Raw genomic sequence first — 11685 nt, 5'->3', positions numbered from 1 at the left:
CCCCGCCCGAAATGGCGCGCGCCAAATACAGCGCCAGCCGCGAACGCTCGGTCGGGCTCGGCGTCATGGGCTTCCACAGCTTCCTGCAGGCGCGCGGCCTGCCGTTCGAGGGCGCGATGGCGAAATCGTCGAACCTTCGCGTCTTCAAGCATATCCGCGCGCAGGTCGACGCCGCGTCGATGCTGCTCGCCAACGAGCGCGGTCCCTGCCCCGACGCCGCCGATCAGGGCGTGATGGAGCGTTTCTCGTGCAAGATGGCGATCGCGCCCACCGCGTCGATCAGCATCATCTGCGGCGGCACCAGCGCGTGCATCGAGCCGATCCCGGCGAACATCTACACGCACAAGACGCTCTCGGGCAGCTTCTCGATCCGCAATCCGCACCTCGAAGCCCTGCTCGTCGACAAGGCGAAGAACAGCGACGCGGTGTGGAACTCGATCCTCGAACGCGGCGGCAGCGTCCAGCACCTCGACTTCCTGACGCAGGACGAGAAGGACTGCTACAAGACCAGCTTCGAGATCGACCAGCGCTGGCTGCTCGAACTCTCGGCCGACCGCACCCCCTATATCGATCAGGCGCAGTCGCTGAACCTCTTCATCCCCGCCGACGTCGAGAAATGGGATCTGCTCATGCTCCACTATCGCGCGTGGGAACTCGGCATCAAATCGCTCTATTATCTCCGCTCGAAATCGGTGCAGCGCGCCGGCTTCGCGGGCGGGGTCGAGGCCGACAACACGCCCGAGGCGGCGAAGTTCGAACTGAGCGCCGAGAGTACCGATTACGACGAGTGTCTGGCCTGTCAGTGATGTTCGACAATATCCGGCAACTGAGAGACTATCATGCCCAAATTGGTCCGCTCAAGTTCTGGAGTTTAATGGCGGGCGTTCTGGCTTATTGTGTTGGCGGCGCGACATTGATGCAGATGGCCAGTTGGCCGGGACAATGCGATCATGAGGGCCGCCGACTGACAGGCTATGTAAAGCAGCTCGGCTGCAGCCTCGATCTTCTGTCCGGTGGCCCCGTTGAGTATATGTTGTTTGTTTTTCTCTGGTCGATGCCGGCAACGGTCGCAGGCGCTTTGATTTACGCTTTCGTCAAAAAGCACCGCCGCAACCGCAACCCAATTCTTCCGCTTGGATCCGTGGAGTAACCGATGCCTCTTCTCGAAGCCCGCAAGACCTACAAGCCCTTCGAATATCCGTGGGCGTTCGATTTCTGGAAGCGCCAGCAGCAGATCCACTGGGTGCCCGAGGAAGTGCCGCTGGGCGAGGATTGCCGCGACTGGGCGCAAAAGATCAGCGACCATGAACGCAACCTGCTCACGCAGATTTTCCGCTTCTTCACGCAGGCCGATATCGAGGTGCAGGATTGCTACCACGACAAATATGGCCGCGTGTTCAAGCCGACCGAGATCAAGATGATGCTGACCGCGTTCAGCAACATGGAAACGGTGCATATCGCGGCTTATTCGCACCTGCTCGACACGATCGGCATGCCCGAAAGCGAGTACGGCATGTTCCTCGAATATGACGAGATGCGCGCCAAGCACGACTATATGGGCACCTTCGGGGTCGAGAGCGACGAGGATATCGCGCGCACGCTCGCGATGTTCGGCGGTTTTACCGAGGGGCTCCAGCTCTTCGCCAGCTTCGCGATGCTGATGAACTTCCCGCGCTTCAACAAGATGAAGGGCATGGGCCAGATCGTCAGCTGGTCGATCCGCGACGAAAGCCTCCACTGCGAAGGCATCATCAAGCTGTTCCACACCTTCGTGAAGGAACGCGACTGCCTGACCAAGGCGGTGAAGGAAGACATCATCGACACCTGCCAGAAGACGGTGCGGCTCGAGGATGCGTTCATCGACCTCGCGTTCGAACAGGGCCCCGTCCCCGGCATGACGCCGAAGGAGATCAAGCGCTACATCCGCTACATCGCCGACTGGCGCTTGGGCCAGCTCGGTTTCCAGCCGATCTACATGATCGACGAGCACCCGCTCCCTTGGCTCGCCCCGCTCCTGAACGGCGTCGAGCACGCCAACTTCTTCGAAACGCGCGCGACCGAATACAGCAAGGGCGCGACGCGCGGCGACTGGAACACCGTCTGGTCGAGCTTCGACAACCGCAAGAAAGCGAAAGCGAACGACGACGGCGCGACGGCCCGCGAAGCGGGCGACGACGGCGAAGACATGTTCGCCAAAGCCGGCATCGCCGCCGAGTAAGCGCACTTTCAAACCCCTCCCGCCTGCGGGAGGGGGTGGGCGGAGACCCGTGGCTCCGACCACGAGACTTGGGAGCTATGCTCCCTAGTCGCCGCGGGGAGGGCCAGCGACGCCAGCCCCCCGGCACCACAACAAGAAGCCAGAGGCCAAAAATGACCGAAAAGAAAAAAGAGAAACTGCTGATCCTCAGCCAGCCGCAGCGCGCGACCCTCGAAGGCCTCTCGAACCGCCGCCCCCAACTCCCCACCGACGCCGTCCGCGACGAACTCGTCACGCTGGGCCTCGTGGTCAAACAGGGCGCCAAATGGGCGCTGACCCCGACGGGGAAGAAGGTGCTGGCGGCAAGCTCGAACCGGCGGAACGCGGGCGGGTTTTCGGTTTAAGGATAGTTGTATTAGCGCAATAAGCATGATAGAACGAATAAAGAACATCTGGAAAATTTGAACGAAGGCTTAGGTTGAATGTGAATCAGAATCCCAAAGCAATTGCGAATTTGATTCTAGATGTTGCCAATCAGATTGGCCGCCCAGCTTCCAACTTGACGCTTAATAAAATAGCCTACTTTGCTCACGGATCATATTTAGCAAAATACAAATTGCCGCTGATCGATGCAAAGATAGAAGCTTGGCAATACGGCCCTGTATTCCGAGAAATATACCACGAGTTTAAAAAGTGCGGAGATAAGAATGTCAGTTTTTTTGCGAAAGAACTGAATGTTGATACGGGGGATATGGAAGTAGCAAAATGGTCTCTTCCTGATGATCAAGTAGATTTTCTAAGAACCGTAATCGCGAGCTATCTCGAACTCAGTCCCGGTTATCTAGTAGAAAAATCACATCTCGAAGATGGCCCTTGGCACAAAGCGTGGTATTATGAAGGCCGGATAAATCCTGGCATGGAAATTTCTGACGAAGCTATTCTGGCGCACTTTTCAGCACAGGTTAGGCACTAATGAAAACCACACTGCAGTCGGTCCTACGAAAAGTAGCTAACCCTCCCGCACCCCAGAACTGGGTGCGACTAATCGTTCCAAATGACGAAGTCGCCACGGCCTCAAGGATAGCCAACCTAGCGTTAGGCGTGCCTGCATTTAACTATGTGCCCGCTGCCAAAATGTGCCACGACAGGGTGAAGCTTCAGCTTGATCTCGAAACGGCGTTGAAGGCAATTGCAAAGGCTGGCGCACCGGCGGGCCGAGATCAAAACGCCGCCTTCGTTAAGGCATTTTTCTCTTATGATGAGGTGAGGCGGTATTCCGAAGCCCGGTACGTTGACAGTTATCAGGGCTTCTTTCCAATTTCACGTGATGTGAGAATTCCGACTAAGCCTGCATTTACGGTGCTCGAAAATCGCCTCCAAGTTCCAGTGGTTCTTTGTGGATGGAAGTCAGTACCTTTGGATAACACCCAAAGAATGATTGTAGCGACTGTCTATGAGAGCGGCTTGTTCTCATATGGCGCTTACCGTCACGCACCCGGAGAGATTGCGTTTTTTCCTGAGTTCGAAACCTCAGACGGATTACTGCGGATGCCAGAGATTTGGCGGCGTGGAGACCACGAGCTGCTTTCATCTGGCGAGCTTAGAGACTTGCTCGAGTTTTTTGCTGTCGCTCAAGAGCAAGCGATCCCGATTATCGCAGAAAAATTGCAGCAACGAGTTATTCGTGAACGCGAAAAAGAACGTGAGCAGGAACGAGTCGATCGCGATTCTGGCATTTTTGAAGCCCCCACGCTCCGCGCACAGGGCGAACTTTTTGACGGCGAATAGAGGCGCAGGAATTCAGGAATTGGGGCTTCGGTGACAGCTTACTAAACCCGCACATTGCCGAGACGCCGCATGGATGCCGGATCAAGTCCGGCATGACGACGAAGAGAAGCATCCATTCCAACCCAATCCTCGTCACCCCGGACTTGATCCGGGGTCCATCGCCGCCCCAGCCTTCACCCCATGCACGCCGACTTCCAGTCCCTGCGCCTATATCATGGCCAGCGCGCGGCATGGCACGCTCTACACCAGCGTCACCTCGCTCCTGAATCCAGCGCGTGCGAGCGGTAAAAATCTACGGGGCGCAACTCTGGCAATCGTCGTTGCGATCTCGCTGTAGGGATTTCGCCTTCGACCGAGCATCAGCAGCGGTGAAATAGGGGCCATGCCACGTACTACTTTTGGTATTACGCTTCCCGTGCAACCCGTCGCCGTTGTTGCAGAACGAACACCCGCCCCTGTGGACGATGGCCTTCGACCGAACCCAGTTGTCATAAACGAAAAATTCGTCAGTCACCGTCCGCCCCTCCCACTTTGACCTCTTCTATCACGGATGCGGGATCAAGTCCGGGGTGACGAACGTGGAAATCACGAGAGTGGCCCACCCCTCAATTCATCACCGACCCCGCCGGAAACCCGCGCAGCCCCGCTACCGCGAACATCACCCCGCCGCGCACCGCCTCGGGCGAATCCGCGAGCAGGTAGAGCTTCACCAGTTCGCGCGTCACCTCGCTGTCGTCGTCGACGACCAGCCGCAGCGACGAAACGCCGAACTCGCCCTTCGAAATCACCACGTCGCGGATCAGCGGCAGCGGCCAGCTATCCGATGCGCCGCGATGGAGGCGCGCGCCGTCGTGCCAGATGAAGGCATCGCGGCGCCGCCACGCGCGAAAAAAGGCTGCGAAGCCGAGCAGCGCCGCCGCGATTCCCGCGGTCGCGAGCAGATTGCCGAACAGCAGCGCGCGCAGCACCTCGCCCGCGCCGTCGCCCCACGCGCCGCTCGCCTGCCGCACGACCAGCGCCGCCGCCGCAAGGCCGCACAGCAATTGCCCCGCCAGCAGCGGCTTCGCCTTCAGCCGGCCGATCACGATCTGTCTGGAAAATCCGCCTGTCATCGCGCGCCTACATAGGAAGCGCGGCCGCGCCGCGCCAGTCCGGCGCGCAGGCGCACGCACCGGCCCCGCCCCCGACGTCGCCGCCCCTCCCCGCACCGCGATGCCATGGGCTTGCGCCTGCGGCGCGATACTGTATTATCATTGCAATACACTGTGGAGCCCCCCGTCATGTCCTTCGCGCTTTTCCTCGCCGCCGCGCTCGCGCCGCCCGTGCCGCCCTCCGCGCCCGCGCCGATGCCCACGGGCGACGCGCTGACCGCCGCGATCGCCGAAAACGACGCGCGCCTCTTCTGGGCCGCGTTCGAGGGCTGCACGCCGCAGGCGCTGCCCGACCTGCTCACCCCCGATTATCGGATGATCCACGATCGCGGCGGGCTGTCGGCGAAGGATCGCGCCGACATGGTCGCGGGGTTCGAACGGCAATGCGCGCGGCGCCGGCCCGGCGGCGAGGACGAAGGATACAGGAACCGGCGCCAGCTCGTTCCGGGATCGCGCATCGTCCGCCCGATGGGCGACTGGGGCGCGCTCGAGGAGGGCGCGCATCTGTTCTTCGAATGGACGCCGCGCGCGCCGCGCTGGACGCTGGTCGGCGGCGCGAAATATATGAACGTCTGGCAGTGGATGCCCGCCGAGGGCCGCTTTCGCCTGTCGGAAAGCCTGAGCTACGACCACGCCCCCGCCGCGCCCTATCCGCCGCCGGGCGCCGACGCGGCCACGCCCTGACGCCCGCGACGCCCGCCGCCCGCCGCGCACGGAGCAACCTTTCCTCCGGCCATCCGTAGAATCCCCCACCACCAATCGCCGGAGCCGGGACGATCGAAACGCGCACCCTCATTGCCTATGGCCTTATCCTGCTGCTCGCGGCGGCGCTCTCGGCGGGTGCCTTCTACCTCCGCTACAACAGCCGCGACCGGAAAATCGCGCGCCAGCGCGAAGTCGAGCGCCTGCATCGCGAAGGGCGCGACGGCGGCGCCTGAACCGCCTGATCGCCCCGGTCTTGCGACAAACCGCCCTCCGCGCCGCGCAATCGCTGCTATACTCGCGCCCGGAAGGAGAAAGCCCATGCAGGCCGTGACCGAAGGCGACCGCCGCAAGGAGGTGCGAAGCCTCCTCGATCAGATCCAGGCACATCCCGAACGCGACTGGACCGCGGCGCGCCGGCGCATCGCGACGCTCAACAAGCTGATCGCCGCCCCGCCGCGCCAGCGCACCCACTAGCCGCTCGTCGCCCGCCGGGCGCCGTCCGTCGCATCGGCGCGAAGCGCGGGCAACAATCGGACATGTCACGGGTTTCCCGTGGCGAAGGCGTCGGCGCCGTTCTCCCCCCGGGGCGGTCGCCGATGCCGACGCCAGAAGCACGACGGAGACAGACATGCGCAAGCCCCTTGCCCTTCTGATGCTGACCCCCGCCCTCCTCGCCGGTCCGGCCCTCGCCCAGCTCGCCCCCGACGGCGTCGCCAACGTCAACCTCGTCGGACAGGTCGGCCTCGGCGGCAACGCCGCCACGAGTCCGGTCGCCGGCACCGTCGGACAGGTCGGCGACACGGTCGGCAAGGCGGTCGACGCCGCGAACCTGACGCTCGCGACGCGCGAGCAGGTGCGCGCGGGCGCCGAGCTTTACGACACGAGCGGCAACAGCGTCGGCACGGTGCAGAGCGTCGAAGGCGACACCGCGGTCGTGATCCGCGGCGGCAAGCTCTACAATGTGCCGCTCGCCGAAATCTATCATGGCGCGGTGGGTGCGACCCACGGCCTCGTCACCAAGCTGTCGCGCGCCGAAATCCAGGCGCGCACCACGGCCGAGGTCGAGACGCGCTGAACGGGGTAAGTCGCGGCGCCCCCTCCCGAAGAGGGATGTGGCCGCGCTGGGGGGAGCCGGGTGCACCTGGCTCCCCGCTCGGGACAGGTTGAAGAGACCGCATCGCGCCTGCGATCGGGGAGGGAGCCGGGATGCCGGCTCCCTTTCGTCATGCGCCGACGGCGAGCAGCGCCCGCTCCGAAAAGGAAAACGGCCCGCCCCAAGGGGAAGGGGCGGGCCAGTTCCGGTGCCGGCGCGCCCGATTGCGCGGCCGGCCCTCTGTTGTCCGGGATGGACTATTCGGCTTCCTCGAACAGGTCGACCGCGTTCGCCGCATTCGCCGACAGCCGCACCGTGTCGCCCTCGACCGCCGCGACCAGACCCGCAGGCAGATAATGATGCTTGCCGTCGCCGCTGTCGGCCTTGGTCAGCTTGATACGCTCGCCGTCGAGATGGTCGACGGTACCGATATGGACGCCGTCGGCGCCGACGACATTCATGTCTTCCTTGATCGCGCTGTGGTCATGCTCTGCCATGGTCATTCTCCTTGCCGCTCCGGGGGAGGGGAGCCCGACGATCATACGCATGGAATCCGAGTCGGCTCCATATACCAAGATGGGTTGCATCAAAGCCGGGCCCGCTTTCCAACCGGCGCGCCGCGCGCTACGCTCCCGCCATGCGCTCGCTCCTCCCGCTCGCCGCCCTCGCGCTGCTCGCCGCGCCGCTTCCCGCCCTCGCCTGCTCGGTCGCCCCGGGATACCGCGTACCGACCAATATGGAGCTCGTCGAGCGCGCCGATCTCATCCTGCTCGGCACCGTCACCCCCGGCGATTTCGCGCCCGACAGCACGTCGGAGCGGATGATCGCGGTCGAACCGGTGGAGGCGCTGAAGGGCGCGATGCCCTCCGTGCCGATCGCCCTCCCGGCGATGATCGCGACCGGCGCCGCGATGCAGCTCAGCAATCCCTACGAGCTTCGGGAAGCGCATCCGCAAAGCTTCGCGGGCGCGTGCGTCCGCTATGTCTTTCCGGCGGGATCGCGCATCCTCTTCTTCCTCGACCGCGAAAATGGCGAATGGCGAGAGGCCGGCGGGCCGTTCAGCCGCTGGGCCGAGGATGTGCTGACCGACGACGCGCCCTGGCTGCAGGCGGTGCGCTTCTATATCGAGGTCGCAAAGCTGCCCGAGGAAGACCGCACCGCCGCGCTCGCGGTGCGGCGCGACGAGCTCGGCGCACTCGGCGACGATCCGGTCGCGCAGCTGATCGCCGCCGATATCCAGCGTCAGATCGACGGACCGAACGCGCCGCTGAAGGACGAACTGCCGCCGCCGCCCGATGAATCGGACGCCGAAAGCGCCGCCGATGCGGCCGCGATCGCCGCCGACGATACGGCCGAAACCGAAGCCGACAATGCCGATCCCGACACCGAAACGGATGAACCGCGCGACTAGACCGGAACGGCACGCGGCCCCGGATAATGGAAAGCTGGTCCCGACATGCCGCGATCATGGCGGCAGAGGCCGGGCGAAATCCCGACGAGACCGCTCCGCCACGCGCGGCAACCGGCCCGATCACGCCCGATACGGCGCCGCTTCGGTCGCAATCCTACGGCGCGCCGCGCGGCTCGTCATCCTCGATGCCGCCGGGCCCGAGTTCGTCGTCCTCGTCGTCGTCGCTGCGCTCGCCGCGATAGGCGTCCATGTCGATCCGGCCCGACCGCTCCATCTGGCGCATATGATCGACCAGATCCTGTACATCGTCGCTCGCGTCGCCGCTCGGCTTCTTGTCGCTGTCCTCCAGCCGCGCCTCGCGCCGCGCCGCCTCGGCGACGCTCTGCGCCTGCGCCTCCTCGTCATCCTGTTCGCGGTTGCGCGTTTCGGGCGCGTCGGCTTCGGCTTTGCGGGGATCGTCGGCCATGACCAGCTCCTTCAGGGGGAATGGCCTGGAAACGCGTCGCCGTGCCGCACGGTTCCTCAGGCGGCGGCCGTCAGCACCTTGGTCTCGATCACGCGGATGAAGACCTCGGGATCCTGCGCGCCCGGGATCAGCATCCGCCCGCCGAGGATGAAGGCGGGCACCCCGGTGATATTCCGGTCGGCCCAATAGGCTTCCTCGGTACGCACCATCTCGCCGAACTCGCCCGAGGACAGGATCGCCGCCGCCCGCGCGCGATCGAGTCCCGCCGATGCGGCGATATCGGCGAGCACCTCATGGTCGCCGACGTCGCGGTTGTCGGTGAAATGCGCCTTGAACAGCGCCAGCTTCAGGTCGGTCTGCACGCCCGTCGGCCCGTCCTGCCCGGGCTCCTCAAGCGCCCCCGCCCAGGTCAGCAGGCGATGCGCGTCGAAACTGTTGCGCATCCGGAAACCGGGACCGCGGTTGAAAGCGAAGCCCAGTTCGCCGGCGATGCCGGCAAGCCTTCCCGTGTTGGCGCGGCTCTGCTCGGCGCTGATCCCGTATTTGCGCATCACATGCGCCGCGGCATCCTCGCCTTCGGCCGGCATGTCGGGGTTCAACTCGAAGGGATGCCACTGGACGCGAAAGTCGAGCCGGCCGGCGAAATGGTCCATGACCTCGCGGAATTTCAGCCAGCCGATGATGCACCAGGGACACATCACGTCGGACACGATGTCGACGCTCAGACGCGGCACGCGCACTTCGGTCAAAATTCTTCTCCTGTCGGCGCGCGTCGCCGCGCTCAGCCGGAGCGGCGCTCCTTGCCCGTTCGCCGCTCGCCCTTGCGGCGATCCGGTCCATCATAATCCGGGTCGTCGGTCCTGCGCCGGTCACCCTCGCGCCTGTCGGACCCCGCCCGCTTGTCATCATCGCTTGCCATACGCTTCCTCCCCACCACAAAGGAAAACAGAAGCGACCCGGTGCGCAATAACGCACAAAATGGTTAATATGACAAGCAACGACGGAAATCCGCCGATTTCCGGATACGTCGCCTTTTGGGGTGGAAAGCGGACGGCAAGCCACCCCGCTTCGTCATCCCGGGCTTGACCCGGGATCCCGCTTCTTATGGCGGAAGAGCAGGTTTCGATTTCAAGCGGGACCCCGGATCAAGTCCGGGGTGACGATGATTGATCGGGCAGCAATCGGTCGAACGCGGGCATTACAGGAATTCGCGCGGAGGCGCAGAGATCGGAGAGGGAAGCGCTTCAGCCCTGCGCCTTTGCGCAAATCCCGTTCAACGTCATTCTGCCGTGACAGCCCCGATCATGCTTCGCCGCCGACCTGATGCACTATCCCGCGGCCGACTCTTCGGCCGGCACGGCGACGGCCGGTCGCGACAGCACCCACCAGCTTCCGACCATCAGCAGCACCGTCAGCGCCTCGATGATCATCGCCTGCACGATGCCCGAATTGACCGCATCGCCGCTCGCCGCTCCGAACAGACGTCCGGCAAGCGCGGTCCCGTAAAGCGCGGCGGGAACGAGCAGGGCCCGCAGCCAGCCGGGCACGAGCGCCCCGATCGCCGCGGCGCCCGCCGCGACGAGAAAGAAAGCCGACAGATCGGCGCGGATCGTGTTGGTGGCCGGCCCCTCGACCAATATGCCGAAGGTTTCGCCATAACTCGCGGGATCGAACAGCCCGCGCGCCCCGACGATGACGAACAACAGCGCCCAAAGCAGGACGGCGCCGCGCAAGACCCAGTTGACCATGACCTTCTCCCTGTTTCGGGCGAAGCTGCGCCATCGGGGGAAAAAGTTCAATCCATTCCGGGTCGGGGATCGTCCGCCGCGAACGTCTCTTCGATCCAGCCGCCGCCGAGAACGCGGCTTTCGTCCGCCGCGTCGTACAGCACCGCCGCCTGTCCCGGCGCGACGCCATATTCATGGGCGCCGAAGATCAACCGGTCGCCCGCGACGCGAGCCGGCACCGGCTTCGCCATGCTGCGTACCTTGGCGAGCACCTCGCGCCCCCCGACATCGGCGAGCCAGTTCGCCTCGCCCAGCCGCGCGCCCGACACCGCGAGCGCACGCCGCGGGCCGACGACGACTTCCTTCTTCCCGGCATCGAGCCGCACCACATAGAGCGGTTCGGCCTGCCCGCCGATCTCGATCCCCCGCCGCTGGCCGACCGTGTAGTGAATGAGGCCCTTGTGCGCGCCGAGCACGGTGCCGTCGACATGGACGATCGCGCCCTGATCGTCGGCCTCGGGGCGCAGCTTCCTTACCAGCGTCGCATAGTCGCCGTCGGGGACGAAACAGATGTCCTGGCTGTCGGGCTTGCCCGCGACACCGAGCCCGAGGTCGCGCGCGATCTCGCGCACCACGCTCTTTTCGAGCCCGCCCAAGGGAAAGCGCAGGAAGTCGAGCTGCTCCTGCGTCGTCGCGAACAGGAAATAGCTCTGGTCGCGCGCCGGATCGACCGCGCGGTGCAGTTCGGCCCCCGCGGGCCCCATCACGCGCCGGACATAATGACCGGTCGCAAGGCAATCGGCGCCGAGGTCCTTCGCGAGCGCGAACAGGTCGGTGAACTTCACCCCCATGTTGCAGCGGACGCACGGGATCGGGGTCCGGCCCGACAGATATTCGTCGGCGAACTGGTCGATCACGGTGTCGCGGAAACGGCTTTCATGATCATGGACATGATGCGCGAAGCCCAGCCGGTCGGCGACCGCGCGCGCGTCGCGAATGTCCTGCCCCGCGCAGCACGCGCCGACGCGCTTCGCCTTTGCACCATGGTCATAGAGCTGCAGCGTCACTCCGATCACCTCGGCGCCCGACCTTGCGGCGAGCGCGGCGACGACGCTCGAGTCGACTCCGCCCGACATCGCGACGACGA

General features: G+C 64.4%; 15 protein-coding genes and 1 pseudogene. 10 read left to right on the top strand and 6 right to left on the bottom strand.

Annotated features, from left to right (window positions below):
• From JHC57_RS17900 to JHC57_RS17875, 6 genes and pseudogenes are all read left to right on the top strand, one after another.
• A pseudogene (locus JHC57_RS17900) lies at positions 1-806 on the top strand (ribonucleotide-diphosphate reductase subunit alpha); the annotation flags it as partial.
• Positions 806-1150 carry a hypothetical protein gene (locus JHC57_RS17895; protein WP_294031720.1) on the top strand — a complete coding sequence of 115 codons (345 nt, stop codon included), beginning with the start codon at positions 806-808 and terminating at the stop codon, positions 1148-1150. The pseudogene JHC57_RS17900 and the gene JHC57_RS17895, both read left to right, overlap by 1 nt.
• 3 nt (positions 1151-1153) lie before the next feature.
• Entirely contained in the window at positions 1154-2218 is a 1065-nt protein-coding gene (locus JHC57_RS17890; protein ID WP_294031718.1) for a ribonucleotide-diphosphate reductase subunit beta, read from the top strand.
• A 152-nt stretch (positions 2219-2370) separates the two neighbouring features.
• On the top strand, positions 2371-2601 hold the full coding sequence (locus tag JHC57_RS17885) for a hypothetical protein (protein WP_294031717.1): 231 nt from the start codon (positions 2371-2373) through the stop codon (positions 2599-2601).
• An 80-nt stretch (positions 2602-2681) separates the two neighbouring features.
• Entirely contained in the window at positions 2682-3170 is a 489-nt protein-coding gene (locus tag JHC57_RS17880; protein WP_294031716.1) for a type II toxin-antitoxin system antitoxin SocA domain-containing protein, read from the top strand.
• The gene (locus JHC57_RS17875) at positions 3170-3985 is read left to right on the top strand and encodes a hypothetical protein (protein ID WP_294031715.1); all 816 of its coding nucleotides are present in this window, start codon (positions 3170-3172) and stop codon (positions 3983-3985) included. Before JHC57_RS17880 ends, JHC57_RS17875 begins: the two co-directional genes overlap by 1 nt.
• 605 nt (positions 3986-4590) lie before the next feature.
• Here the strand turns inward: JHC57_RS17875 and JHC57_RS17870 are convergent.
• Entirely contained in the window at positions 4591-5097 is a 507-nt protein-coding gene (locus JHC57_RS17870; protein ID WP_294031714.1) for a hypothetical protein, read from the bottom strand.
• A 168-nt stretch (positions 5098-5265) separates the two neighbouring features.
• Between JHC57_RS17870 and JHC57_RS17865 the strand changes: the two genes are divergently transcribed.
• From JHC57_RS17865 to JHC57_RS17855, 3 genes are all read left to right on the top strand, one after another.
• Positions 5266-5820 carry a DUF4440 domain-containing protein gene (locus JHC57_RS17865; protein ID WP_294031713.1) on the top strand — a complete coding sequence of 185 codons (555 nt, stop codon included), beginning with the start codon at positions 5266-5268 and terminating at the stop codon, positions 5818-5820.
• Between the two features lie 339 nt (positions 5821-6159).
• A complete protein-coding gene (locus tag JHC57_RS17860) occupies positions 6160-6315 on the top strand; it encodes a hypothetical protein (RefSeq protein ID WP_294031712.1) in 156 nt (51 codons plus the stop codon).
• A 154-nt stretch (positions 6316-6469) separates the two neighbouring features.
• Positions 6470-6916 (top strand): hypothetical protein, encoded by a 447-nt coding sequence (locus tag JHC57_RS17855; RefSeq protein ID WP_294031710.1) that lies wholly within the window; start codon positions 6470-6472, stop codon positions 6914-6916.
• Between the two features lie 275 nt (positions 6917-7191).
• Here JHC57_RS17855 and JHC57_RS17850 read toward each other — a convergent pair whose 3' ends face one another.
• On the bottom strand, positions 7192-7431 hold the full coding sequence (locus JHC57_RS17850; RefSeq protein WP_294031709.1) for a DUF2171 domain-containing protein: 240 nt from the start codon (positions 7429-7431) through the stop codon (positions 7192-7194).
• Between the two features lie 140 nt (positions 7432-7571).
• On the opposite strand from JHC57_RS17850, the gene JHC57_RS17845 reads away from it, so the two are divergent.
• Complete coding sequence (locus JHC57_RS17845; protein WP_294031708.1) at positions 7572-8345, top strand: hypothetical protein; 774 nt, start codon at positions 7572-7574, stop codon at positions 8343-8345.
• Between the two features lie 154 nt (positions 8346-8499).
• On the opposite strand, the gene JHC57_RS17840 is transcribed toward JHC57_RS17845, so the two are convergent.
• The 4 genes from JHC57_RS17840 to mnmA all read right to left on the bottom strand — a co-directional run.
• Positions 8500-8811, bottom strand: coding sequence for a hypothetical protein (locus JHC57_RS17840; RefSeq protein WP_294031706.1), 312 nt, complete (start codon positions 8809-8811; stop codon positions 8500-8502).
• 56 nt (positions 8812-8867) lie between these two features.
• Complete coding sequence (locus JHC57_RS17835) at positions 8868-9551, bottom strand: DsbA family oxidoreductase (protein ID WP_294031721.1); 684 nt, start codon at positions 9549-9551, stop codon at positions 8868-8870.
• 588 nt (positions 9552-10139) lie between these two features.
• Positions 10140-10559 (bottom strand): hypothetical protein, encoded by a 420-nt coding sequence (locus JHC57_RS17830; protein WP_294031705.1) that lies wholly within the window; start codon positions 10557-10559, stop codon positions 10140-10142.
• A gap of 47 nt (positions 10560-10606) precedes the next feature.
• A partial coding sequence (gene mnmA / locus JHC57_RS17825; RefSeq protein WP_294031703.1) for a tRNA 2-thiouridine(34) synthase MnmA occupies positions 10607-11685 on the bottom strand: 1079 nt, incomplete at its 5' end.

The sequence above is a fragment of the Sphingopyxis sp. genome (assembly GCF_016463645.1).
GTDB lineage: Bacteria > Pseudomonadota > Alphaproteobacteria > Sphingomonadales > Sphingomonadaceae > Sphingopyxis.
The sequence above is the reverse complement of the archived record's forward strand: the minus strand, read 5'-3'. Positions and strand labels throughout refer to the sequence as shown.